Origin of the sequence: Amycolatopsis ruanii (assembly GCF_003385175.1) — a bacterium.
In the GTDB taxonomy this organism is placed as follows: domain Bacteria; phylum Actinomycetota; class Actinomycetes; order Mycobacteriales; family Pseudonocardiaceae; genus Amycolatopsis_E; species Amycolatopsis_E thermalba.
Window position 1 is genome coordinate 1 of the sequence record NZ_PQHY01000076.1, and the last position, 23,681, is coordinate 23,681.

The following is a 23,681-nucleotide window of genomic DNA, read 5'->3' on the forward strand; positions in this document are numbered from 1 at the left end:
GCGGGCGGGCGGGAAGAATGGCCGCTATGCCGACCCGAGTTCTCCTGGTCGAAGACGACGAGCGCATCGCGCAGGCCCTGACGCTGGCCCTCGACGACGAAGGGTTCGCCGTGGTGCACGTGCCCAGCGGTGAGCGCGCGCTGGAGACCGTGGAAGCCGGCCCCGTCGATCTCGTGCTGCTGGATCTGATGCTGCCCGGCGTGGACGGGCTCACCGTCTGCCGCACCTTGCGGGACAGCGGTGACCTGCCGATCATCGTGGTCACCGCGCGCTCGGAAAGCCGCGAGGTGATCGCCGGCCTGGAGGCCGGCGCGGACGACTACGTCACCAAACCGCTGGTCGCGGGCGAGCTGGCCGCCCGCATGCGCGCGTTGCTGCGGCGGCGGTCCCCCGGGCGGCCGGCCGTGCTGCACGTGGCCGACCTGGAGATCCGGCTGGACGCGGCGACGGTCTTCCGCGACGGCACGCAGGTGCACCTGACCCGCACCGAGTTCGGCCTCCTCGCCGAGCTGGCCGCGTCCGCCGGCAGCGTGGTGACCCGGGAGCAGCTGCTGAGCCAGGTCTGGGGCTACGACTACTTCGGTGACACCCGCCTGCTCGACGTCCACATCCGGCGGTTGCGGCGCAAGGTGGAGACCGATCCCGACCACCCGCGGACCATCGTGACCGTGCGCGGGATGGGGTACAGGATCGAGCCGGAACCGTGACGCGGTTCCGTCGCCCGCTCCGGCAGGTGCTGTCGCTGCGGTGGCGCGTCGCCGTCGCCTTCGGGCTCGGCTCGTTCCTCGTCTCCGGGCTGTTCGCCCTGGCGACCTGGAACCTGGCCAGCGGATACATGCTCGACCAGCGTCTGCAGAGCGCCACCCAGCAGGCCGCGGTGAACGCGCGGCTGGTCGAAGAGGCCATCCGCACCGGGTCCGGGGGCCTGGAGGAACTGCTGACCGGCCTCACCACGGGTCCGAACGCGACGATCATCGTGCAACGGCCCGGTCACGTGCTCACCGGCGGCAGGCAGGTCGAGTTCGCCGAGCTGCCCCGCGCGTTCGCCGACGCCGCCCGGTCGGGCACGCCCGTGCGGCAGCGCCTGCACGTGCGGGACGTCCCCGTGCTCGCGGTGGCGCTCCCCCTGGCCACCCAAGGCGGGTTCTACGTGGAGATCTTCCCCCTGGCCGAGATCGACCGCACCTTCCACTTCCTCAGCAGCCTCCTGGCCGGTGGCACCCTGGCCAGTGGAGTGCTGGGCGGTGCGCTCGGGTTGTGGACCAGCCGGCGGGCACTACGCCCGCTCACCGCCCTCACCGCCGCCGCCTCCCGGGTCGCCGCCGGTGACCTCGGCGCCCGCCTGCCCCAGCACGCCGACGCCGACCTGGGGCCGCTGGCCCGGACCTTCAACGAGACGACGCAGGCCCTCGAGCACCGCGTCCAGCGCGACGCCCGGTTCGCCGGCGACGTCAGCCACGAACTGCGGTCCCCGCTGACCACCATGACCAGTGCCGCCGAAGTGCTGCACCGCCGGCGGGACGATCTGCCCGAGACCGCCCGCCGGGCGCTCGACCTGCTGGTCCTGGAGGTGCACCGGTTCCGGCGCATGGTCATCGACCTGCTGGAGATCTCCCGCGCCGGCCAGCAGGGCGACGACGACGCCTGGGAAGTCCTCGACCTGCGCGAACTGGTGACCAACGTGCTCGCGCACCGGAACACGTCCTCGCCGCCGGTGGACGCCGGGCCGGAGCCGGCGCTGGTGCGGGGGGACCGGCGGCGGCTGGACCGCATCGTGGGCAACCTGCTCGACAACGCCGAGCACTACGCGGGCGGGGCGCGCCGGATCGGGATCGGCGTGGGAGCGAGCCGGGTGCGTCTCGAGGTCGACGACGAGGGGCCCGGCGTGCCGGCGCATCTTCGCGAGCAGATCTTCGAACGCTTCACCCGCGGCACGCGGGCCGGCGATCGCCGGGACGGCAGCGGCAGCGGCCTCGGGCTGGCCATCGTCGCCGAACACGCCCGGCGGCTCGGTGGGGCGGCCTGGGCCGAGGACCGGCCGGGCGGCGGATCCCGGTTCGTCGTGGAACTTCCGGAGGCCACCGCATGAGGCCGGGTGTGCGTCGCTTCGCGGTCGTCGTGGTGTGGCCGGTGCTGCTCGCGGCCGGCTGCGGGGTCACCACCCAGGACGAGCCGGAGCCGATCCCGTCGACCACCACGGCCGTGCCGACGACACCTCAGGTCACGCAACGTCCGGATCCCGCGGTGACCACGGGCCCCTCGTCACCCACTTCGTCGTGAGGGGGCCGGCGCCATTCCACGGCGTGGTTCCGCGTACCCACGTCCGCCAGACCGTGCGGGACGCGGCACGGGACCTCGAGGGACAGATCGTCGCGGAAGCTCTCGGCGAAATGCTCTACCGGCTGGCGCACTACCGCCTCAGCCGCGTCACCCACGTGCACATCTGACCCGGAGGACGGGTCGTGGTGGGTTTCCGAGCGGCCACAATGTCAGCTGACCGTCAGGCACGACCGCACCGGCCGGTGCGACGATGGTGATCGAGATCGGCGCGATCCAGGGAGAACGATGCCCACGACCACACCCCGGCTGACCCAGCTCACCATCGTCGTCAGCGCACAGCTCATGGCCGAGTTCGACGACCTCGACGCGGACGAGGTGTCCCGCGTCGTCCGCGAGTCCGTGCGCGACCTGAGCGGGCGGATCGCCTCCGAGGCGGTCAGCGAGCTGCTGCACCGCCTGGCACATCACCGCCTCACACGGCTGATCGCCGCCGGCCGCCCGCACGCGTGATCATCGGACACGGCCGGCACTGCCCCATCGCCCGGGCCGCGGAGCTGGTGGCGCTGTCCTGGATGCCGCTCATCCCGCGCGAACTGCTCCACGGGCCGCGGAAAGCCATGGAGAAGGTCATCGTCCCGTCGGGACAGTGGAGGCGGCGCCGGCCGACCGCGCGGGAACCGTCACCAGGGCTGGTACGGGCTCACCGTGATCGTCCCGTGCCCGCACACCGGGCCGTAGGACCAGCTCACGCGCAGGGGTTCGCCCCCGCCGGGCGGAACCAGGTCGAGGTGACCCGGTGGCGGCTGGCACGGCCCGGTCACCGGCTCGTCCCCCACCGGGACCACACCCCACCGCAGGTGCTGCCGCGCCGCGGTCCCCCGTTCGAGCCGCACCGGGGCCGGTCTGGGTCCGGCTTCCCGGCGGATGCGCGTGGGAACGGCACGCCCGTCCTGTCCCACCAGCCTGATCCGGCCGTACCCGTGCAGGGTGCAGGTGCCGCCGGTCGTCTTGGACAGCCGGATGACCGCGTACCTGCTGCCGGCGGCGGGGTGCTGGGCTTGCAGGTCGGCCGTCAACTCGTTCGTCGTGCACGGCGCGGCCTGGGTCGCGGCGACGTTGTCGGGCGCGGCGGCGTGTCCGCCCGGGTCCGGCGCCGGCCCGCAGGCCGAAGCCGCCGCCAGTGCGGCCAGGACGGCGATCCCACGCCGGCTGCGCGCAACGACCGTCCTCATTGCTTCTGCGATCCCATCGCGATGCAGGCGTAGTGCGGTATCGCATCGACCGGTTCCCGTGGCTGGACCTTCACGTCCAGACTGATCGGCCCGGTCCGGGAGAAGGTGAACGTCATCGGGATGGTGGTGCCCGCCAGCGCCTCCGTCGTGAACCCGGTGGCGTCCACGTAGTAGGGCAGGTGCCCGGTGAGCACCCGGCCGGGTGGAATCGGCACCGATGCCTTGGCCTGCACCGGGATCTCCGGGACCTGCTCGGCGGTGCCGTCACAGTACTGGTCCCACCGCAACGAAACAGCGCGCACCACCGGGCTGGTCACCCCGGTGAGGGTGTCGTCCTGGTCGCCGGTGTTGCTCACCGTGAAGAGCACCCGTGCGTTCTCCCCCGGCGAGTACCGCCCGTCGTCCGGCCGCTCGACGTAGACGTTGAGCAGCCGGACCGGGCCGTCCCCGGCGTTGGTCCCCATGGTGTCCGCCCCCTGCCCGTGCTGGCCGGGGTCGCTGCAGCCGGCGAGCACCAGGGCGGCCACCACCGCCGGGACGAGCGTTCGCACTCGGCTCTTCATGGTCCTCCTCGGTCGCCACCGAACCGTCGGCCCGCTGAGTCATCGTCTGCTCCCCTCGCCGGTTCACCCCCGTGGTGAGGGCATTCCCCGGCCGGGGACGGTGAACCTGACGGTTGCCTGACGAACTCGGACCGGAGCACCGGAAGGCGGACTGCGGCCGCCCGTCATCCCAGGGCGGTGATCAGGTCGCGGCAGGCCCGCTCGCAGCGCCGGCACGCCTCGGCGCACACGCGGCAGTGCTCCATCCGCTCCGCGTGCCCGGCGCACTCGTCGCCGCAGGAGCGGCACACCGTCGCGCACGCCTCGAGCACTGCCCGGGTGATGTTCGCGTCGTAGCCGGTGTGGCGGGACAGGATGCGAGCGGTGGTGTCGCAGACGTCGGCGCAGTCCACGTTGGACCTGATGCACTTGCGCAGCTCCGGCAGCCGCTCGTCCGGCTCGGACATGCAGGCGTCGGCGCAGGCGGTGCAGGCCTGGGCACAGGCGAGACACGCCTCGACGCACCGGACGAGCTGGGCGCGGTCGACCTGGCCGAGGTCGGCCGGGTAGGTGTCGAGCATTTCGGAGACCACGGTCATGACTTCTCCTTTCCCTCGGTGACGCCACGTGGCATACCCGCCGGTGTTCAGGGCAACCCCCGGACCAGGACGACGGGAGGGATCCTCGGTGGCACTCGTGCTGGCATTCGGGGTCGTGTTGCTCGTCAGCGTGTCGCTGTCCGGTCTGGCCGCCCGGACGGTGTTGTCCACCGCGCTGATGTTCCTGCTCGCCGGCGCACTGATCGGCCAGGGCGGCTTCGGGCTCGTCACGGTCCACCCCGCCGATCCCCTGGTGTCCACGCTCGCCGATCTGGCGCTGTTCACCGTGTTGTTCACCGACGGCCAGCGCGCCAATCTGCGGGCGCTGCGGGAGAACTGGCGGCTGTCCGGCCGGGCGCTGGGACTGGCCATGCCGCTGACCATGCTCGGCATCGCCCTGCCCGCGCACTTCCTCACCGGGCTGGACTGGCCCACCGCGTTCCTGCTCGGCGCCATCCTCTCCCCCACCGACCCGGTGTTCGCCTCCGCCATCGTCGGCCGCTCGGACGTGCCGGTGCGGTTGCGGCGGTTGCTCAACGTCGAGTCCGGGCTCAACGACGGGCTGGCCCTGCCCTTCGTGCTGGTCTTCCTCGCGCTCGCCACGCACGAGCGGTCGCACCCGGCCACGATCGCGCTCGAGCTGGCCGGCGGTCTCGCGCTCGGCGTCGGGATACCGGCACTGGTGACCCTGGCGTGGCGGCTGCGGATCCTGACGGCGGAACCACGCCTGCAGGCTCTCGGCCCGCTCGCGATCGCGGTGTCGCTCTACGCGGTCTGCCACCTCACCCACGCCAACGCCTACCTGGCCGCCTTCGCCGCCGGCTCCACCCTGGCGACGCTGAACCGGGCGGCCGCCGAGCGCTTCGAGCCGTTCGGCGACCTGTTGTCCGAGCTGACCAAGTTCGCCGCGCTGCTGGTGTTCGGCGCGCTGATCACCCCGGACCGGCTGAGCCACCTGTCGCCCGGCGGCTGGGCGCTGGCGGTGCTGGCGATCCTCCTGGTGCGGCCGGCGGCGATGCTGGTGTCGCTGCTGCGCACCCCGCTCCCCGGACGCGAGCGCGCGACCGCGGCGTGGTTCGGGCCGAAGGGGTTCGCCTCCGTCGTGTACGGCCTGCTGGCGCTGCAATCCGGCATCCCGGACAACCACACCGTCTTCGACCTGGTCGCGGTGACCATCGCGATGTCGATCGTGCTGCACTCCTCGACCGACGTGCCCGTCGCGCGGGCACTGCGGGTCGAGCCACCCGACAACCTGCCGGCCGGTCAGGCGGCGCCCGGCTCACCGGAAGACGCGGCGACGCCGAAGTGACTCCCATATCCGTGCGCTGCCCAAGTGTTGCCTACTGCAATAGTGTCGGCGGGAGCGAGCAGGTCGGCGGGGCGGGACCGGCGGCCCCGGGGTCGTGGTCGCGGCACCGCCGGGCGTGGCGCCGGTGATGGGCCTCCCGCCGATCCCGCCACGGCCGAAGTGTCGTCGCGCATGCCCTCAGTCCTCGCGCAGGTCGAGCACGACCTTGACGTCGTCGTCCTGGCGCTGGAACGCCTCCTCCGCCCGGGCGAGCGGCACCCGCCGCGAGATCAGGCGGGACAGCCATCCGCGGTCGGCTTTCGCGAGGGCGTCGGCGGCGATCCGGAAGTGGTCGCGGTTGGCGTTGACCGAGCCGAGCAGCGCGTCGTTCTCCAGCACGACCTCGCGGTTGAAGCCGCCCGCGTCGACCGGCAGCCGCCGCCCGGACGAGGACACGCCGGTCAAGCAGACGATCCCGTACGGCCCGGTCACGGTCATCGCCGCCACCACGACCGGGCCCGCCCCGGTGGCCTCCACCACGACATCGGGTTGCAGCTTCCGGCCGAGCGTCTCCAGGTCCTCGTGGTGGTAGGTGGCGCCCAGATCGGACACCAGCCGCGGCTTGGGACCGCTGGTGACCCGGTCCAGGACGTGCACGTCGAGGCCGCGCTGACTGCCGAGCAGGGCGGCCAGCAGGCCGATCGGGCCGGCGCCGGTGACCAGCACGGTCCGCGGGTCGAACCACGCGCGGTGGCCCACCCGATCGATCTGGTCCCACGCCTTGGCCACCACGCTCGCCGGTTCCATCAGCACCCCGGCCTGTTCGAGCCCGGGATCGAGGCGGACGGCGTAGGCCGCCTCGACGGTCCACGAGGTGCTGCCGTACCCGTCGAGTTCCTTGATCCCGCGCTCGGTGTAGCGGCCGTTGCGGCACATGTCGAACTGACCGTGCGCGCACGCGCCACACGGCACCGGGTCCGGGCGGCGCACCACTCCCGCCACGAGATCGCCGGCCGCGAAGCCGCTGTCCCCCGGTGCCTGCCGCACCCGCCCGAGTGATTCGTGCCCGAGCACCAGGTGGTCCCGCCCCGGCGGCGCCCAGCCGTACTCCCCGGAGAGGATCTCCCGGTCGGTGCCGCAGATCCCGAGCGCCAGGCCGTCCACCAGCAGCTCCCCCGCTGCCGGCGACGGATCCGGTACTTCGGCGACGGTGAGCGAGTGCGCCTGGCCCGGCCGGACCGTCACTGCCCGCATGACATCTCCTCTCGATCGCGTACCCGCCGCGGATACCCCGACCGGCCACCGGCTACCGCGCCACGGAAGCCCCCATCACGATCAGGCCGACGCATCGGAACAGCATCCGGTAGCCCGTCCGCCGGCCGGCCTGACGAACGCCTGACGATTGTCCCGGGGGTGAGCGGGGCGAACGCATGGCTGAAGTCTGCGCGGGTACCAGAGGAGAGTTGCCCTAGACAAGTGTCCGACCGGGAGGATTCGGCTGTGAAGCAGGGACGAGTGGTCGTCGTGACCGGAGCCAGTGCCGGTGTCGGCCGGGCCGCCGCGCGCGCCTTCGCCGAACGCGGAGACCGGGTGGCCCTGCTGGCCCGCGGCGAGAAGGGCCTCGAGGCGGCCGCCGCCGAGGCCGGACAGGCGGGCGGTCAGGCCCTGCCGGTGCCCGTCGACACGGCGGACGCCGAGGCCGTCGAGGCCGCGGCCGAGCAGGTCGAAGAGACGTTCGGCCCGATAGACGTGTGGGTCAACGACGCCTTCACCAGCGTCTTCGCGCCCTTCACCGAGATCGAACCGGAGGAGTTCCGCCGGGTCACCGCCGTCACCTACCTGGGCTACGTGAACGGGACCCGGGCGGCGCTGAAGCGGATGCTGCCGCGTGACCGGGGCGCGATCGTCCAGGTCGGGTCGGCCCTGGCCTACCGGGGCATCCCCCTGCAAAGCGCGTACTGCGGCGCCAAGCACGCCATCCAGGGGTTCACCGAATCACTGCGCTGCGAACTGCTGCACGACAAGTCGAACGTGCGCGTGACCATGGTGCAGATGCCCGGCGTCAACACCCCGCAGTTCGATTGGGTGCTGTCCCGGCTGCCCCGCAAGGCCCAGCCGGTCCCGCCCATCTACCAGCCGGAGATCCCGGCCAAGGCCATCGTCCACGCCGCCGGCCACTCCGGGCGGCGGGAGTACTGGGTCGGCGGGTCCACGGTCGGCACGCTCGTCGCGAACAAGGTCGCCCCCGGCCTGCTCGACCGCTACCTGGCCCGCACCGGTTTCTCCGCCCAGCAGGCCCGGCAGCCCCGGGACCGGGATCAGCCGGTGAACCTGTGGGTGCCTGCCGACGACACCGAGGGGACGGACTTCGGCGCGCACGGCCGCTTCGACCGCAAGGCCACCGCACGCAGCCCCCAGCTGTGGGCGTCCCAGCACCACGGCCTGCTCGGCGCCGCCGCGGCGACGCTGGTGGCCGCGGGCCTGGCCGCGCTGACGCGCAAGCGCTGAAGGAGACTGGATGTCCCTGCGCATCGAGGACTACGCGCTGATCGGCGACACCCAGACCGCCGCCCTGGTCGGGCACAACGGCTCACTGGACTGGCTGTGCCTGCCCCGAATCGATTCGGGCGCGTGTTTCGCCGCGCTCCTGGGCGACCCCGACCACGGTCAATGGACGCTCGCGCCGCTGGGCGGCGCCCGCACCACCCGCCGCGGCTACCGGGACGACACCCTGGTGCTGGAGACGGAACTGGTCAACGACGAGGGCACCGTGCGGATCGTGGACTGCATGCCGATCCGCCACGACCACCCGCGCGTGCTGCGGGTCGTCGAGGGCGTACGCGGCCGGGTCCGGATGCGCAGCGATGTGCGGGTGCGGTTCGAATACGGCCACGACCGGCCGTGGATCCGCACCGACGGCGAGCGGATCCGCGCCATCGCGGGCCCGCACGCGGTCGTCCTCGACGGCGACGTGCCGCACCGCGCCGACGAGCACGCGGTGTGCTCGGCCGAGTTCACCGTCGACCGGGGCGACCGCGTCGGGCTGCGCCTGGCCTGGACCGGGCCGCGCCAGGCGGAGCCGGAGCCGGTCGACATCGCCGGGACCGTCCGCGCGACCGAACGCTGGTGGCGGGACTGGGCCGGCCGGTGCACCTACCGGGGCGAGTACCGCGACGCGGTGGTCCGGTCCCTGATCGCGCTCAAGGCGCTCGCCTACAGTCCCAGCGGCGGGATCGCCGCCGCAGCGACCACGTCGCTGCCCGAGCAGCTGGGCGGCGTGCGCAACTGGGACTACCGCTTCTGCTGGATCCGCGACGCGACCTTCACCCTGATGGCACTCCTGGAAGCCGGGTACGAACGGGAGGCTCGCGACTGGCGGGAATGGATGCTGCGGGCCATGGCCGGCGCCCCCGGGCAAATGCAGATCATGTACGGCGTCGACGGGGAACGCCGGCTCACCGAATCCGAGCTGCCGTGGCTGCCCGGCTACGCCGGTTCCCGCCCGGTGCGCATCGGCAACGCGGCCTCGGCGCAGTTCCAGCTCGACGTGTACGGCGAGCTGATGGACGCGCTGCACCAGGCCCGCACCCACGGCATCCCGCCCGATCCGGACGCCTGGCAGCTGCAGCGCACCCTGCTCGACTTCCTGGAATCCCACTGGGACGATCCGGACAACGGCATCTGGGAGATGCGCGGGCCGCGCCGGCACTTCACCCATTCCAAGGTGATGGCCTGGGCCGCGGTCGACCGAGCCGTGCAGGGCGTCGAACGCTTCGGCCTCGGCGGTCCCGCCGACCGCTGGAAAGCCCTGCGGCACGACATCTTCACCCAGGTCTGCGACCAGGGCTTCGACACCGCCCGCAACACCTTCACCCAGTACTACGGCGGGTCCGGCCCCGACGCGTCGCTGCTGCTGATCCCCGCGGTCGGGTTCCTGCCCGCCGGCGATCCGAGGATGCGCGGAACCGTCGACGCGATCGAACGGCACCTGGTCCAGGACGGCTTCGTGCAGCGCTACACCATGAACGAGCGCACCGAGGAACTGGACGGGCTACCACCCGGCGAGGGCGCCTTCCTGCCGTGCACCTTCTGGCTGGCCGACAACTACATCCTGCAGGGCCGCCACGACGAGGGCCGCCACCTGTTCGAGCGCCTGCTCGCGCTGCGCAACGACGTCGGCCTGCTGTCCGAGGAGTACGACACCGGCGCGCAGCGGCTCGTCGGCAACGTGCCCCAGGCGTTCTCCCACGTCGCGCTGATCGACACCGCGCTCAACCTGCAGAGCGAGGACGGGGCCGCCCGCCGCCGCGGCAGCCAGGGGCCGGGCTGATCAGTCCGGCGCCGGGCGGCGGGCGTCGGCCGGCGGCTGGTCCACGGTCGCCAGGACCGCGGTGAACGCCCCGGTCAGCAGCCACCACACCCCGCCGCCGGACGGGCCGGCGAGCAGCACCGCCCCCGAGGCCATTAGCGCGGCGCCGAACGCCTGCCCGGCCCTGGCGCTCCGCACCGCCGCCCGTGCCCGGTCCCCACGTCGGGCCGCGAGCGCCGCCCGCAGGATCCGGCCACCGTCCAGCGGCGCGGCCGGCAGCAGGTGGAACAGGGCCAGCGCGACGTTGAGTGCGGTCAGGCAGGTCAGCGCATCCACCGCCAGCAACGGTGCACCCAGGAGAGCACCGCCCCAGGCCGCAAGGCCCAGCAGGGCGCCGGCCGACAGGCTCGCGAGCGGACCGGCCACGGCCACGCGCAGCTCCGCGCCTGGCGCTTCCCGCTTCCGCGCCGTCCCACCGAAAAACCACAGCGTGACTTCCGGCGCGGCGGCGCCGTGGCGGCGTGCGACCAGCGCGGGCGCCACCTCGCGCACCATCAGCGACGCGACGAAGAACACCGCGGCCACCACCGCCGCGCCGAACAGCACCACGTCCGGGTAGGCGGGCAGCACCCGCGGCCACCGCGCGAACGCGAGCGCTCCGGCCACCAGTCCCAGGGCCGCCGTCACACTCCAGTGCGCGCGGACGCGGACACCGGCGAACTCGCCCAGCGGGACTGTTCCCGTCATCGTGCCGCAGCTCCTCTCCTCGGATCTCCCTCCCGGTCATACCCGCCCGCACCGGCTCGCGGTGCGGGACCGAGCTGACGAAAACCTTGCGATCACCGGGGAGCCACCGCGAGCCAGGTCGGCCCGGCACGCGATCGTCGTCGTGCTTCGCCTTCGCCGCCCGCCGACGCCTCGGCCACGGCCGGATCGCCCTCGTGCGTCGAACCGGCATCGCGCACGCCGAGTTGCGCAGGTCGTCGGCTGCCGTGTGCGCCGTCAGCTGGTGCCGCATCTCCGAGGTCAGCCTGCCGATCGAGACACCGGGGCAGCGGGTGGTCCGCGCTGCCGTCCGGCGGCAACTGCGCCGCACCACGGCCACGTCGGTCACCTCGTCGGCGGCGACCACCTGCCCGGAAGTCTCGTCCCCCCGTCGCGAAGACCACCGGGCCGGCCACGCACGTCCCTTCCCCGTGGGCGTGGGCGGTGGCCCGCCCGGGTAACCGGTGCTCGTGACACGACGGCGGTGGTGGGAAACGGTCAAGCGCATCGTCGCGGAGATCGGCGACGACAACGTCCCCACCTCGGCGGCCGCGATCGCCTTCTACGGGCTGCTGGCCCTGGCGCCGGCGCTGATCGCGCTGCTCACCATCTACTCGCTGGTCACCGACCCGCAGACCGTTCGCGACCAGCTCGCGCCCCTGGTGTCGGCGTTGCCCGATCCGGCGCGCAACATCGTGACCGAGCAGCTGGCGGGCGCCACGGCGCTCGGCTCGCGGGGGCTGACGTTCGGTCTCGTGGGCAGCGTCGTCGCGCTGCTGTGGACGACGTCCACCGCGATGGGGTCGATCATCGGCGGGCTGACGCGAGCGTTCGACGGGAGCGAGACGCGCAGTTTCCTCCGGGTGCGGCTGCTGGCGCTCGTGCTGACCCTCGGCGCGATCGCCGTCGCCGCGGTCGCGCTGGCCGCGATCACCGTGTTCCCGCTCCTGCTGGAGGTGTTGCACGTCCCCGGCGACAGCCGGTGGCTCGTCAGCACCGTGCGGTGGCTGGGCCTGGTCGTGCTGCTCGGCTGCGCGCTCGCGGTGCTGTACCGCTTCGCCCCGAACCTCGACCGCGCGCGGCGCCGGTGGTTCAGCTGGGGAGTACTCGTCGCGCTCGCCATCTGGCTCGCCGGATCCGCGGCCTTCACGGTGTACGTCGAGGGATTCGCGCACTACCACGCCGTCTACGGCACGCTCGCCGGCTTGGCCGTGCTCATGCTGTGGCTGTACCTCTCGGCGTTCGCCGTCCTCGCGGGAGCCGAAGTGGACGCCGAACTGGACCGCTGCCGGGCGCGGCACGCGGACGGCACCGGACCGGAGAGGCAGGACCGTGAGCACCGCCGGGAGGACGTCAGCGACCGGCGGCTACCGCAACCCCGCGCACCTCGCCCGGAACTGCCGGCGGAGCGGTGAGCCGCGGAGCGCGCTGGGCGAAGAACAGGCGGGCGATGAGGTCGCCGCGGGAGCCGGTGCCGGTTTGGCGAAGACCGCCTTCAGGTGGTCCTGGACGGTGTCGGCCGGCATCCGGAGCCGGTTGGCGATCTGCCTGGTGGGCAAACCCTGGGCGACGCATTCGGTGACCCGTCGCTCCCGCGGGGCGAGGCCGTACACGTCGGCCAGCAGTGGTGCCATCTCCGCCGGGCGGGCCGCTTCCAGCAGGACCGCCAGCGGTGCCGTCGGGCCCTCGCCCAGGAGCGAAGCCCGGACGATCACCCACCGGCCCGCCTTGGTGCGCACGCGCGCCCGGGCCAGGCCCGCACTCCCCTCCCCCACGTGCCCGCCGACGGCACGCGCCTGCCTGGCGACCGCACGGATCACCAGCGGGAGCGTGGTGCCTGCTCCGGGACCGATGCCGAGTCCGTCGATCCACGTCCCGGCCACCTGGTTGGCGAGGTCGACGCCGTCCTCGGGGTCCAGGACGAGCATTCCAGTGTCGTGGTGGCCGGCGCAGGCGCCGTCCAGGAGCAGCTTCCGGCGCAGCCCGTCGGAGATCACACCGGTCAGCGAGGTGACGAGCCGGACCTCGGCGGGCGAGAAGTACGGGCGGTCCTTCTCGCGGAACACGGTGAGCGCGCCCCACGTGCCGGTGCTGCTGGCCAGGACGACGCGGAGTTCGTCGGCGTAAGCCCGGGGGCGCCGGACCTCCCGGGGACGCCGGCTGAGGTCGGGTTCGCCCGCGGTGGCGTCGCTGAGACTCGCCGCGGTCCAGCCCGCGCGCGCCAGGTCAACCCATTTGGTGTAGTCCGGTTCGTGCAACTCGATCTCCACGAGCCGGCTGATCGCGTCCGCGGGCATCCCGTTCTCGACGAACTCGGCGGTCGGCAGCATGGTGGCCGGATCCATCGTCATCAGGCAGGAGCCCTCCGAAGGCACCGCGCCGTCCAGCGCATCGCCGCGAGAGGGTGTCGCGGTCGCGGGAAACCACCTCGCCGCATGATCGAAGCACTGGAGGTACCGCGATGAGAACCTTGCACGTCGGATTACGCGTGACCGATCCGCGGGCCACACCGACGGCATGACCGCCGCCGACTTCGCGGAGAAAGGGTCTGTCGACGGGTACATCGCCGGGCCGGACGACCGGATGTCCGAGGGACCCAACGGGCAGGTGTGCGCCGAAGCCCTGGCGACCGGGGCCGTGATCTCCGGACGCCGCACCTACGAGCTGGCCGGCCGGTGGCAGGGCGACCACCACGACGGGGTGCCGATCCACGTGCTCACCCACCACGTCGACCCGGCCGACGAGCCACCGGGCAGCGTGAAGTACTACGCCGACGCCGACGTCTGCGCCGCCGAAGCCCGGGAAGCGGCAGGCGATCGAGCGGTGCTGGTCCACGACGCGGGTGCGGCGCAGGCGTTGCTGGCCGCCGGGCAACTCGACGAACTCGAACTACACCTCGTCCCCGTGCTGCTGGGTGCCGGACGGCGATTGTTCGAGCCGACCGGACTCGGCCACGTCGAATGGGAACTCCTCCGCCGGCTCGACGGCCGCGATGCCACACATCTGCGGTACCGAATTCTTCATTCAGAAGGGAAACGGCCATGACTGCCGCACTGCTGACCATCGACGCTCTCGGCGCCCGGGACCTGCGAGGACTCCGGCGGTCCCCAGACGATCGCCGACGTGCCGACTGACTGCTCCCGCCACCACGACGATCCCACGGCCTCGGTGAACACTGCGAACCGCATGCGCGACCCCCGAGGGCACCGGCCCCACCGCGCGGCACGGGCTGCTCGAACTGCCCGGAAGGCTGACGATCCGGGGCATCACGCGCGCGATCGCCCTGGAGGTCGAGGTTCCTCGGCCTCAACGAGACCGGCCTGCCGCGCGGTCCCACCCTCGCGCTGTGCCAGAACACCTGGACGCCGGGCGCGTACTGCGAGTCCTACTGCCGGGTGGTCAGCATCCACCACCGGCGCGAGGACTCCGGCGTGTTCCCCGCCCTGCGCCGGTTCGCGCCCGGCCCGGCCCCGTGCTGGACCGGCTCGACCTGCTCACCGACCCCAGCTGTCGCATCTGTCCGATGAGGAACGCGAGCTGCCCGACCCCCTCGCCCGGCTGTCGCGGCGCCAGCCCCGGCAGCGGTCATGATCTGGTGTGACCGGCCGCGGCTCAGGGAAGGTAGAGGTCCCTCGCCCCCGCGTCCACGGCGAGCCAGGCGTCGAACGCGTCCCGGTCGGACTCGGCGACGGTCAGCGTGACGTCCGCGCCGTAGAGCCGTCTCGTCACAACTCGACCGCGTCGGCGAGTGCCGACCGCACAGCATCGTCCTCGAGCGTCCGGGCGGGCACGACGTCGACCGGGGAGCCGAGCAGTCGCCCCAGCTCGATGTCCAGCGTCGCGAGACGAGGTTCTGGCGCGCCGGCCAGCACACCGACCGTGCCGTCGACCAGGAACTCCATCGCGATCAGGATCGCGAACTGCAGCCAGACCCGGCCCAGCGCCGGATCGATGAACTGCGGCAGCAGCGCGATCGTGTAGGTGACCATCTTCGGGTTCAGCAGGCTGGTCAGGAACGCGCGGCGGCCCGTCACCCCGCCCGCGGGCACCTCCCCGGGCACGCCCTTGCGGTGCCGGATCATCTGCACCCCAGGTACACCAGGTACACCGCGCCCACGATGCGGACCACCGTGAACGCACCGGCACCGCGAGGAACAACGCCGCCAGCCCGGCCGCCGCGACCGCCACGTGCACCGCCTCGCTGACCGCCACCCCGGCCGTCGCCAGCAAGCCCGCGCGCGGCCCGCCCCGCATGCCGCACCCGAGCACGAACAGCATGTCCGGACCGGGCGTGATCATCGCGACGGTCGTCGTCAGCACGAACAGCGCGAGCAGGTGCGGGTCGATCGGCGTGAGCGGCTACCGCCGGGATCACAGCGAGTTTCCGGCTGCTTCCGCCCTGCGGCAGCGCGGTGCCGACCCGCGCCCGGCGATCAGCGTCCACGGCCGCCGGAGTGCCGGGCGCGTGGTGCGGTCGCACCGGCCGGCTCCGGTCCGCAATCCACGTCTTCCGCACCGCTGCGAGTCTGCCGGAGCAGCGCGAGAGCCTCGTCGGAGGGAGAGCCGGCGAGCGTCGTGCACACGATCAGCACCTGGCCGGGGGAACGGGCGATCGACAGCGTCTGCTGGGTCACGGTCACCAGGCCGACGACGGGGTGGTGCAGTTCGTAGGACGCGGCGTCACAGGGTGCCACGCGGTGGTCGCCCCAGAGCGCGACGAACTCCGGGCTCCGCATCGTCAGTTCGCCGATCAACTCCGCGAGCAGCGGGTCCTGCGGGTACTTGCCGACGGTGATCCGCAGGTTGCCGACGACCGCGCGGGCCTTGCGCCTCCAGTCCGTGTACAGCTCACGGCAGTGCGGGTCGAGGAACAGCATCCGGGTCATGTTGGGCCGTCGCGCCGGGTCGTCCGGACTGTGGAAGTCCAGGTGGCCAGCCAGCAGAGAGTGCCCGAGAGCGTTCCACGCCAGCACATCCGTGCGCCGGCCGAGCACCAGCGCCGGAACGCCGTCCACGGCGCGCAGAAGGTCCCGTGTCTCGTCGGCGAGTTTTTCCGGCCGGGGGCGGCGCGCGCGGGGCGTGCGGCGGGCGGCATCGGCGAGCCGGACCAGGTGCTCGCGCTCGTGGTCGTCGAGCCGCAGGGCGCGGGCGATCGCGTCGAGCACTTCGGCCGAGGCCCCGCGGGACAGGCCCTGCTCCAATCTGGTGTAGTACGACACGCTGACCCCCGCCAGCTGGGCCAGTTCCTCGCGCCGCAGCCCCGCCACCCGTCTGCGAGGCCCGACGTCGCGCAGACCGACGTCCTCCGGCCGCAGCAACGCCCTTCTGGCCTGCAGGAAATCGCCGAGTGGGCCAGGTCCGTCCATGCCCCCAGTATCCGGTGCCCGGGCGAATCCCAGCCACACCCTGCGAGGGGTAGGACGACACGGGAGTGGTTCCGCAGCCGCCCGCGTTCCCAGACTCGGTGTCATGGAGCACGAACCCGAACAGATCGCACTGGGCGAGGTCACCGTCACCCGCATCAAGGAGTTCTACGGTTCGGTCGAGATGAGCCCGGACGATTTCTTCCCGGACAGCCCGGACGGCGCGTGGGACGAGCACCGCGGCTGGCTGGCGCCCGACTTCTGGGACCCCGGCACCGGCCAGTGCCAGTCCGCGATCCAGTCCTGGCTGCTGCGCAGCGAGGGACGCACGATCCTCGTCGACACCGGTGTGGGCAACCACAAGGACCGGCCGTACGCCCCGGTCTGGAACCGCCTGGACACCAGCTACCTGGACAACCTCGCCGCCGCCGGGGTCCGGCCCGAGGAGGTCGACGTCGTCGTCAACACCCATCTGCACATCGACCACGTGGGCTGGAACACCCGGCTCGACGGCCGCGCCTGGGTGCCGACCTTCCCCAACGCCACGTACCTGATGCCGAGGCGGGACTTCGAGTTCTGGGACCCCGCCAACGAGAACGAGTCCGTGCTGGGCCGGGGGAACCAGAACGTCTTCGAAGACAGCGTCGCGCCGGTCCACCGGGCCGGCCTGACCGAACTGTGGGACGGCTCGTACCGGATCGACAAGAACCTGAGGCTCGACCTCGCTCCCGGGCACACGCCCGGCTCGTCGGTGCTCGTCCTGGAGTCCGGCGGGGATCGGGCCCTGTTCGTCGGGGATCTGGTGCACACCGCGCTGCAGATCGCGGAGCCGGACACCAACTCCTGCTTCTGCGAGGACCCGGCCGGGTCCCGGGCCACCCGGCACAGGCTGCTCGGCCACGCCGCCGAGACCAACGCGCTCGTGTTCCCCGCGCACTTCGCCGGCGCGGGGGCCGCCGAGGTCGAGCGCGACGGGTCGAAGTTCACGATCAAGGAGTGGGCGGCGTTTTCCCGCATCTCCTGACTCTGCTTGGAAAGGAAGCGTTTTCCGTGACCCATCATGCGGATCCGGTGGTCGAGACCCCGGCGGGCGCCGTGTGCGGCGTCCGCGACGACTCCGGTGAGTTCTACCGCGCCATCCCCTACGCGGCGGCACCGCTCGGCGCCCGCCGGTTCGCCCCGCCCGAGCCGCACCCGGGCTGGTCGGGCGTGCGCGACGGCACGCGGCCTTCGCCCACAGCGCCCCAACCCGTCCGCGACTTCGGCCGGCTCGACATGACCCCCTACTTCGGGCCGGGCTGGATACGGGGCGAGGAGTATCTGACCGTCGACGTCCGCACACCCGCCGCGGACGGCGGCAAGCGCCCCGTCCTGGTCTTCGTGCACGGAGGCGGGTTCGTCACCGGCTCGACCCGCGCCGCGCTCTACGACGGCAGCGCGTTCGCCCGCGACGGCATCGTGCTCGTGACGGTGAACTACCGCCTCGGCATCCCCGGGTTCCTCGACCTGCCGGGCGCTCCAGCCAACCGCGGGCTGCTCGACGTGCTCGCCGCGCTCGGCTGGGTGCGCGCCACGATCGCGGCGTTCGGTGGTGACCCGGACAACGTCACGATCTGCGGCCAGTCCGCGGGCGCCACACTCGTCGGAGCACTCCTCGCGACGCCCGGGGCCACGGGGCTGTTCCGGCGGGCGATCATCCAGAGCGGCAGCGGCACCGGCGCCTTCACCCCGGAACAGGCGCGCCGGGTCACCGCCGCGGCGGCTGCCGCACTGGGCGTCGAACCGACCGCCGAGGCGTTCGCCGCGATCCCGGACGAGCATTTCGTCAAGATCCTGCCCGCGCTGGCCGGCCTCGACCTGCGCACCAGCACCGCGACGGACCCCCTGGCCGGTCTCAGCCCGTTCAGCCTCGTTCTCCCGGCCCAGCCCGCCGACGCTCTCGCCGACGGTCCGGCCCGTGACGTCGACCTGCTGATCGGCACCAACACCGAAGAGGGCCACCTCTACCTCGTGCCGAAGGGCATCCTGGAGACCACCACGGAAGCGGACCTGCTGGCGCTGGCCGAGCAGGCGCACCCGGCCCCGGAGACGGCGGTCGCCGCGCGCCGGGCCGCGCTGCCAGATGCGACCCCGGGCGAACTGCGCTCGGCAGTGCTCGGCGAAGCGCTGTTCGGGGCCGGGACGGCGCGCATGGCGCAAGCCCACGCGCGGATCTCGGACGGCCGCACACACGTGTACTCGTTCGGGTACCGCTCCACGGCCCTCGGTGGACGGCTCGGCGCCGCACACACCGTCGAGTTGCCATTCGTCTTCGACATCGCCGACGAGCCGTGGCTGCACGGTGACACCGGCCTGCTCGGGCCCGGCCCCGTCCCGGACGGTCTCGCCGCCCAGGTCCACGCCACCTGGGTCTCGTTCGCCCGGACCGGGGACCCGGGCTGGGCCGCCTACGATCCGCGACGGCCGGTGGTGGAGGTCCTCGGCACCGTGCGGTGACGAAGTGCCTCGCGCGCTGGCGGGCGCCGGCACACCACAGCCGCTCCCGGGTTCTCCCCGGGAGCGTCCAAAGACGACAGTGAGACGCCCTGGGTTTCGCATCGCCGGCTGCGGGGCGTGCACCGACGCGTCGGAGGCGGACAGAGTGATCGTGACGGTCCACGCCATCGCGACGAACCCCAGCAGGGCGAGCGAGCACCAGCAGCTTGCCGCGCCAGAACGGCATCGCCAGCGGCAAGACGGCGCGGCGATCATGGGGATGGAGGCCGGCGAGGAGAAGTAGCCGACGCCGGTCAGGCACACGACCCTCCACCACGCCTGCTGGGCCCTGTTCTTGGCGTTGAGCATGGTCAGCAGGATGCGGTAGGCGATGTAGGGCACGAACCGGCCGGCGTGGGCGAGGATGAACTGGATGCCGGGGTAGGCCGTCATCGCGCCGGACAGGATCAGGCTGATGGCCGTGCGAGTGGTGTCGAGCAGGAAGTCCGCGGTGAACGTCGGGATGCCGGGCACGTCGGGCCCGGGCAGCTCGCCGGGGTGGATGAACACCGCGGCTTCCCGCTCGTGCAGGAACTCCAGCAGCGGCCGGGACCCGGGATCGCCGAGGTAGCGGCCGTCGTTGTTGGCCAGCAGCACGATCCCGTCCGCGTGCAGCTCGTCCAGTGCGTAGGCGGCCTCGGCGAGCGCCCCTTCGACGTCGGGCAGCGTGAGCGTGGCGAAGAAGCCGAACCGGCCGGGACGCCGGGCCACAACCTCCGCGCTGTACTCGTTGACCTCACGTGCCCACCGCCGCGCCTGCCCGTCGTCGCCGAACCAGACGCCCGGCGTGGACAGCGACAGGATGCCGGTCTGGATGTCGTGCCCGTCCCTGAACTTCAGCGCCGGGCTCTCCGACCAGGACGGCAGGTCCACGCCGCCCGGGCGGATGCCCTTCTCGTGCATCCAGTCCGCGTACCGCGGCGGAACGAGGCGCCGGTGGGTGTCGATGCGGCGCGCACGCGTCATGACGATTCGGGCACTTCTTCGATCGGTGCGAGGAACCCGCCCAGCGCCCTGGGCAGGATGTCGGTGAGGCGCCTCGGCGAAGAACTCGGCGTCGAGGAGGTCCGGTCGCATGCGCACCACCGCGAACACCACCGGCACCGCGAGGAACAGCGCCACCAGCCCGGCCGCCGCCAGGAGACCGGCACGCGGACCGCCCCGCATGCCGCATCCGGGCACGAAGAGCACGTCCGGTCCGGGCGGGATCATCGCGGTGGTGGTCGGGACGAACACGGCCGGCAGCTGCGGGTCGATCGGCATGGCGGCATCTTCCCGCGACCCGCTGGAAAGCGTGCTCAAGCGTCCCGTCGCTGCAGCACCAGCCCGCCGCCCAGCAGGAGCGCCAGCGCCCAGGCCGCCAGCACACCCAGCCCGGCCCAGGGGGCGATCGGCAGGCTCTCCAGCCCGGTCGTCGCCTGGATGGACAGGCCCGCCGTCATCGGGCCGAAGCGTTCCAGTTGTCGCTGCCACTCCGGGTCCGGCACCACCGAGACCAGGATCGGCACCAGGTACAGCAGGCCGAGCACCAGCCCGATCGCCATCGCCGAGTCGCGCGCCGCGGTGGCTGCGCCCAGGCTCAGCAGCGCGATCAGCGCCAGGTACAGCACCGATCCGGCCGCGGCGCGCAGCATCGGCCCGTCGGCCGGGAACGCGGGCAGCAGCACCCACCCGGCCAGCAACGACCCCAGCACCGCGAGCACCCCCGCGACCGTCACCACGCCCACCACCACCGACGACTTGGCGGCCAGGACGACCACCCGCCGCGGGATCGCGGTGAGCGTCGTGCGCACCATGCCGCTGCTGTACTCACCGGACATCACCAGCACGGCCAGGATCGCGACCGCCGCCTGTCCCAAGTAGACACCGGTGAGACTGGTCTGCACCGGATCGCAGCCGTCGCACCCGGTTCCCGCCGCCAGCGCGCCGAGCCCGGCGGTGACCACGACGACCGCGGCCAGCAGCCACCCGGTGCCCGGCGCCGTGCGCAGCTTCGTCCACTCCGCGTGCAGCGCGTTCCTCACGCGTCCCTCCGCCGCAGCACGTACATCGCCAGCCCGAGCGCCGCCGCCGCGTACGCGCACAGCACCGCGAACCCGCCCTACGGCGGCAACGGGTAATACCCCTGCGCGGGCGTGTACGCCGCGAGCACCTGCGGATACTCGGGAATGCTCTGCTGCACCGCGAACGCCGCGGCCGGGGTGACCCGCAGCAGCCATTGCGCGGCGCCGGACGGCAGCACCGACGAAGTCGCCAGCAGGTAGGGCAGCACGAGCGTGGCGATGCCGAGGGCGACGGCCCCGGCGCTGCGCCGCAGCAGCGAACCCACCGCGAGGGCGAACACGGCCGCGACCGCGATCACCGCCGCCGTGCCCACGACGACCCGCAGTTCCGTCGTGGTCGGCACCGGGATGAGGATGTTGCCGTTGCCGCGCAGGATCGCCCGGCTCAGCGGCACCACGGCCAGCGCGGCTGCGAACGTCACCGCCCCCAGCACCAGGGCCTTCGCGGCGAGCACGCGTTCCCGCCGCGGGCTGACGATCAACGTGGTACGGATCAGCCCGCGCCGGTACTCCGAGGTCGCGAACAGCGTGCCGACCACGATCGGGGCGATCAGCCCGGCGAAGGCGCCCACCAGGCTCTCCTCGACCCTCTCGCCGTCACCGGTCACGGCGGGCGCGATGTCGCCGGACCCCCGCACCGTGATCGCGCCGCCGGATTCGGTGAACCCGCCGCCCAGCGAGGGGTAGGACATCGAGTCGGCGCCCAGGTCGTCCCCCCGCCAGCCGCCGGAGAACCCGCCCTCCCGCGCGATGCCGTCGAAGGACGCGCTGACCTGCGTCGGCCCGCCGGTGATCTTGGTGCCGCCCAAGCGCCCGTCGGCGATGACGTTGTGGCTGGGCGAGGTCGCGAACAGCCCGGCCTCGATGGTCTCCGGCAGCCCGGGCAGGTCGACCGCGCCGGCGTCGGTCCAGGTGACCCCGTCCGCCGACACCGAGCCGGTGATGGTGTCGCCGGTGCGCGTCAGTCGCGACCAGGAACCGGGCGGCGCCGCGAGGTCCTCGGTGAAGTTGTGCTGCATCCGCACGCCGTGGGCGCCGGTCTGCATCAGGGCGGCGTAGGCCGACCCGCGCGTGGTGCCGTCCTTGAGGATGAGCCCGGCCTTCGCCCACGGTTCGACGCCGCGCGTGCCGGTCAGCGGGGAGACCCGGGCGGTGAGGGTGCCGTCGCCGGTGAGGGCCGAGTGGACGAAGAAGAACGAGTCGGTCACCGCCTGCCCGCCCGGTCCGACCGGGACCGCCCGGTCGCACTTGCGGTCACCGCAGGAGGTCTGGCTGCCCAGTGCGGAGAACAGTCCGATGAGGACGGTGACCAGCGCGGTGACGGCCAGGCCCGCGACCCAGCCGCGCACGGTGCGGAACTTGGTCCATTCGGCGTGCAGCAGCTGGGCGAAGCCGTCCCGGCCACGGTGTCCCGAGCGGTACGGCGCGAGAGTGGTCATCGGGCGGCCTCCGAGCGGAACTCGACCGCGTCGCGGGTCAGCTCCATGTAGGCCTCTTCGAGCGACGCGCGATGGGCCGAGACCTCCGAGAACGGCACCGCGTGCCCGGACAGCAGCGCGACGATCCGCTCGGCGGGCAGGCCGGACACGGTGAGCACGTCCCGGTCGGTGGCGGCGACCGCGACGCCCGCGCGGGCCAGCACCGCTCTACGCTCCCCCGCCGCTGCTGCTGCGCATGGTCGACGCCGGGCTGCTGGGCCGCAAGTCGGGCCGCGGTTTCTACGACTACGGCTGAACCGCCTCGCCGAACGTGGCCAGCAGCAGGTCGACGAGCACCTCCGCCCGCGCCCCGAAGGCCACCCGCGCGTTCGGCTCGCCGGTCGCGTTCGGACGGAGGTCCATCACGGTCCGGCCGACGGTCAGGGCGCCGGTGGTTTCGACCTCGACGCGCACCGGGCGGGTGGTGATCACCTCGGGCCGCACCAGGTAGGCCACGCACACCGCGTCGTGCACGGGCGCCGAATCGGGTGCGTGCACGCCGTGGCCGGCGGAGTAGGCGTCGATGCGGCGGGTGATCAGGCCGGCGGCCGCGCGCCCGGCGGCGGTGCCCATGCCGGCCAGTCTCGCGCAGTCGGCGCGGTTGACCAGCGCCTGGTGGGTGGCGTCCAGCGGGACCAGTGTCAGGCGCGGGAAACCGGCCGAGAAGACCATCGCCGCGGCCTCCGGGTCGGCCCAGACGTTGAACTCGGCCGAGGGCGTCACGTTGCCGTGGGCGTGCGCCCCGCCCATGATCACGACCTCGTCGACGGCGTCCCGCACGGACGGATCGGCGGCGAGCACGGTGGCGATGGTGCTCAGCGGCCCGACCGGCACCAGCGTCACCGGCTCGGTGGTGGTGCGCAGGGTGTGCAGCAGGAACTCCACCGCGGATTCCTCGCGCGCGGCCGTCACCGGCGTGGGTAGCGGCAGGGAGGTGCCGTGCATGTCCCGGGCCGAGTCGCGCTCGAAGTGCGTCTGCCCGGGAAACCCGCGCCGCGCGACGGGGTGTGCGAGGCCCGCGTGCACCGGGATGTCCGGCCGTCCGATGGCGTCCAGCACGCGCAACGTGTTGTCGGTGGTGGCCGGCAGGGGCACATTGCCGCTGACGGTGGTCACGGCGGCCAGGTGGAGATCGGGGTGCAGGGCGGCCAGCATGATCGCGACCGCGTCGTCGGTACCGGTGTCGACGTCGAGGATCACCTTGCGTGTCACCCCGGCAGCGTCCCA

At 72.9% G+C, this 23,681-nt stretch carries 25 protein-coding genes and 3 pseudogenes; 14 read left to right on the forward strand and 14 right to left on the reverse strand.

The window, feature by feature from the left end:
* Nucleotides 1–26: 26 nt before the first annotated feature.
* From D0D28_RS29090 to D0D28_RS29105, 5 genes are all read left to right on the forward strand, one after another.
* The gene (locus tag D0D28_RS29090) at nucleotides 27–707 is read left to right on the forward strand and encodes a response regulator transcription factor (RefSeq protein ID WP_116114120.1); all 681 of its coding nucleotides are present in this window, start codon (nucleotides 27–29) and stop codon (nucleotides 705–707) included.
* Entirely contained in the window at nucleotides 704–2,089 is a 1,386-nt protein-coding gene (locus D0D28_RS29095; RefSeq protein WP_116114122.1) for a sensor histidine kinase, read from the forward strand. The genes D0D28_RS29090 and D0D28_RS29095 overlap by 4 nt, the downstream gene beginning before the upstream one ends.
* A gap of 8 nt (nucleotides 2,090–2,097) precedes the next feature.
* Complete coding sequence (locus tag D0D28_RS29100; RefSeq protein ID WP_116114125.1) at nucleotides 2,098–2,280, forward strand: hypothetical protein; 183 nt, start codon at nucleotides 2,098–2,100, stop codon at nucleotides 2,278–2,280.
* A gap of 23 nt (nucleotides 2,281–2,303) precedes the next feature.
* The gene (locus tag D0D28_RS35880) at nucleotides 2,304–2,447 is read left to right on the forward strand and encodes a hypothetical protein (RefSeq protein ID WP_162831228.1); all 144 of its coding nucleotides are present in this window, start codon (nucleotides 2,304–2,306) and stop codon (nucleotides 2,445–2,447) included.
* Between the two features lie 118 nt (nucleotides 2,448–2,565).
* On the forward strand, nucleotides 2,566–2,790 hold the full coding sequence (locus D0D28_RS29105) for a hypothetical protein (protein ID WP_116114128.1): 225 nt from the start codon (nucleotides 2,566–2,568) through the stop codon (nucleotides 2,788–2,790).
* Between the two features lie 170 nt (nucleotides 2,791–2,960).
* Here the strand turns inward: D0D28_RS29105 and D0D28_RS29110 are convergent, their stop codons facing one another.
* From D0D28_RS29110 to D0D28_RS29120, 3 genes are all read right to left on the reverse strand, one after another.
* Nucleotides 2,961–3,512: a DUF4232 domain-containing protein gene (locus D0D28_RS29110; RefSeq protein ID WP_116114131.1), complete on the reverse strand. Its 552-nt coding sequence runs from the start codon at nucleotides 3,510–3,512 to the stop codon at nucleotides 2,961–2,963.
* Nucleotides 3,509–4,075, reverse strand: coding sequence for a copper chaperone PCu(A)C (locus D0D28_RS29115; protein ID WP_094002637.1), 567 nt, complete (start codon nucleotides 4,073–4,075; stop codon nucleotides 3,509–3,511). The genes D0D28_RS29110 and D0D28_RS29115 overlap by 4 nt, the downstream gene beginning before the upstream one ends.
* 164 nt (nucleotides 4,076–4,239) lie before the next feature.
* Nucleotides 4,240–4,653: a four-helix bundle copper-binding protein gene (locus tag D0D28_RS29120; protein WP_094002636.1), complete on the reverse strand. Its 414-nt coding sequence runs from the start codon at nucleotides 4,651–4,653 to the stop codon at nucleotides 4,240–4,242.
* Between the two features lie 88 nt (nucleotides 4,654–4,741).
* On the opposite strand from D0D28_RS29120, the gene D0D28_RS29125 reads away from it, so the two are divergent.
* Nucleotides 4,742–5,962, forward strand: a complete 1,221-nt coding sequence (locus D0D28_RS29125) for a cation:proton antiporter (protein WP_116114133.1) — start codon at nucleotides 4,742–4,744, stop codon at nucleotides 5,960–5,962.
* A gap of 177 nt (nucleotides 5,963–6,139) precedes the next feature.
* On the opposite strand, the gene D0D28_RS29130 is transcribed toward D0D28_RS29125, so the two are convergent.
* Nucleotides 6,140–7,195 (reverse strand): glucose 1-dehydrogenase, encoded by a 1,056-nt coding sequence (locus tag D0D28_RS29130; protein WP_116114135.1) that lies wholly within the window; start codon nucleotides 7,193–7,195, stop codon nucleotides 6,140–6,142.
* 246 nt (nucleotides 7,196–7,441) lie between these two features.
* On the opposite strand from D0D28_RS29130, the gene D0D28_RS29135 reads away from it, so the two are divergent.
* Both D0D28_RS29135 and D0D28_RS29140 read left to right on the forward strand, forming a co-directional pair.
* Nucleotides 7,442–8,449: an SDR family oxidoreductase gene (locus tag D0D28_RS29135; RefSeq protein WP_116114138.1), complete on the forward strand. Its 1,008-nt coding sequence runs from the start codon at nucleotides 7,442–7,444 to the stop codon at nucleotides 8,447–8,449.
* 10 nt (nucleotides 8,450–8,459) lie between these two features.
* A complete protein-coding gene (locus D0D28_RS29140) occupies nucleotides 8,460–10,271 on the forward strand; it encodes a glycoside hydrolase family 15 protein (RefSeq protein ID WP_116114140.1) in 1,812 nt (603 codons plus the stop codon).
* Here the strand turns inward: D0D28_RS29140 and D0D28_RS29145 are convergent, their stop codons facing one another.
* Nucleotides 10,272–10,997: a site-2 protease family protein gene (locus tag D0D28_RS29145; RefSeq protein WP_116114142.1), complete on the reverse strand. Its 726-nt coding sequence runs from the start codon at nucleotides 10,995–10,997 to the stop codon at nucleotides 10,272–10,274.
* A 488-nt stretch (nucleotides 10,998–11,485) separates the two neighbouring features.
* Between D0D28_RS29145 and D0D28_RS29150 the strand changes: the two genes are divergently transcribed.
* Nucleotides 11,486–12,430 carry a YihY/virulence factor BrkB family protein gene (locus tag D0D28_RS29150; protein WP_162831229.1) on the forward strand — a complete coding sequence of 315 codons (945 nt, stop codon included), beginning with the start codon at nucleotides 11,486–11,488 and terminating at the stop codon, nucleotides 12,428–12,430.
* Here D0D28_RS29150 and D0D28_RS29155 read toward each other — a convergent pair.
* A complete protein-coding gene (locus tag D0D28_RS29155) occupies nucleotides 12,383–13,366 on the reverse strand; it encodes a helix-turn-helix transcriptional regulator (protein ID WP_162831230.1) in 984 nt (327 codons plus the stop codon). The genes D0D28_RS29150 and D0D28_RS29155 overlap by 48 nt on opposite strands.
* Before the next feature lie 166 nt (nucleotides 13,367–13,532).
* Between D0D28_RS29155 and D0D28_RS29160 the strand changes: the two genes are divergently transcribed.
* Entirely contained in the window at nucleotides 13,533–14,060 is a 528-nt protein-coding gene (locus tag D0D28_RS29160) for a dihydrofolate reductase family protein (protein ID WP_116114149.1), read from the forward strand.
* Nucleotides 14,061–14,740: 680 nt separating this feature from the next.
* Here the strand turns inward: D0D28_RS29160 and D0D28_RS29165 are convergent.
* The 3 genes and pseudogenes from D0D28_RS29165 to D0D28_RS29170 form a co-directional block, all read right to left on the reverse strand.
* A complete protein-coding gene (locus D0D28_RS29165; RefSeq protein WP_275895927.1) occupies nucleotides 14,741–15,097 on the reverse strand; it encodes a LysE family transporter in 357 nt (118 codons plus the stop codon).
* A gap of 121 nt (nucleotides 15,098–15,218) precedes the next feature.
* Nucleotides 15,219–15,314 (reverse strand): annotated as a pseudogene (locus D0D28_RS37525) (LysE family translocator); the annotation flags it as partial.
* A gap of 134 nt (nucleotides 15,315–15,448) precedes the next feature.
* Nucleotides 15,449–16,381: a helix-turn-helix domain-containing protein gene (locus D0D28_RS29170; RefSeq protein ID WP_240323403.1), complete on the reverse strand. Its 933-nt coding sequence runs from the start codon at nucleotides 16,379–16,381 to the stop codon at nucleotides 15,449–15,451.
* 103 nt (nucleotides 16,382–16,484) lie between these two features.
* On the opposite strand from D0D28_RS29170, the gene D0D28_RS29175 reads away from it, so the two are divergent.
* The 3 genes from D0D28_RS29175 to D0D28_RS37420 all read left to right on the forward strand — a co-directional run bounded on the left by D0D28_RS29175 (nucleotide 16,485) and on the right by D0D28_RS37420 (nucleotide 19,157).
* Entirely contained in the window at nucleotides 16,485–17,402 is a 918-nt protein-coding gene (locus D0D28_RS29175) for an MBL fold metallo-hydrolase (protein WP_116114151.1), read from the forward strand.
* 26 nt (nucleotides 17,403–17,428) lie between these two features.
* Entirely contained in the window at nucleotides 17,429–18,874 is a 1,446-nt protein-coding gene (locus D0D28_RS29180; protein ID WP_116114153.1) for a carboxylesterase/lipase family protein, read from the forward strand.
* Nucleotides 18,875–19,025: 151 nt separating this feature from the next.
* Nucleotides 19,026–19,157: a hypothetical protein gene (locus tag D0D28_RS37420; RefSeq protein WP_275895926.1), complete on the forward strand. Its 132-nt coding sequence runs from the start codon at nucleotides 19,026–19,028 to the stop codon at nucleotides 19,155–19,157.
* Nucleotides 19,158–19,228: 71 nt separating this feature from the next.
* Here the strand turns inward: D0D28_RS37420 and D0D28_RS29190 are convergent.
* The 4 genes and pseudogenes from D0D28_RS29190 to D0D28_RS29205 all read right to left on the reverse strand — a co-directional run.
* Nucleotides 19,229–20,176 (reverse strand): annotated as a pseudogene (locus D0D28_RS29190) (amidohydrolase family protein); the annotation flags it as partial.
* Nucleotides 20,177–20,211: 35 nt separating this feature from the next.
* On the reverse strand, nucleotides 20,212–20,937 hold the full coding sequence (locus D0D28_RS29195; protein WP_116114158.1) for an ABC transporter permease: 726 nt from the start codon (nucleotides 20,935–20,937) through the stop codon (nucleotides 20,212–20,214).
* 77 nt (nucleotides 20,938–21,014) lie between these two features.
* Nucleotides 21,015–22,415, reverse strand: coding sequence for an ABC transporter permease subunit (locus D0D28_RS29200; protein WP_205413391.1), 1,401 nt, complete (start codon nucleotides 22,413–22,415; stop codon nucleotides 21,015–21,017).
* Nucleotides 22,412–22,618: a hypothetical protein gene (locus tag D0D28_RS29205; RefSeq protein WP_205413392.1), complete on the reverse strand. Its 207-nt coding sequence runs from the start codon at nucleotides 22,616–22,618 to the stop codon at nucleotides 22,412–22,414. Before D0D28_RS29205 ends, D0D28_RS29200 begins: the two co-directional genes overlap by 4 nt.
* On the opposite strand from D0D28_RS29205, the pseudogene D0D28_RS29210 reads away from it, so the two are divergent.
* Nucleotides 22,618–22,710 (forward strand): annotated as a pseudogene (locus D0D28_RS29210) (3-hydroxyacyl-CoA dehydrogenase family protein); the annotation flags it as partial. The gene D0D28_RS29205 and the pseudogene D0D28_RS29210 overlap by 1 nt on opposite strands.
* Here the strand turns inward: D0D28_RS29210 and D0D28_RS29215 are convergent.
* Complete coding sequence (locus D0D28_RS29215) at nucleotides 22,701–23,666, reverse strand: nucleoside hydrolase (RefSeq protein ID WP_116114169.1); 966 nt, start codon at nucleotides 23,664–23,666, stop codon at nucleotides 22,701–22,703. The pseudogene D0D28_RS29210 and the gene D0D28_RS29215 overlap by 10 nt on opposite strands.
* Nucleotides 23,667–23,681: the final 15 nt, after the last annotated feature.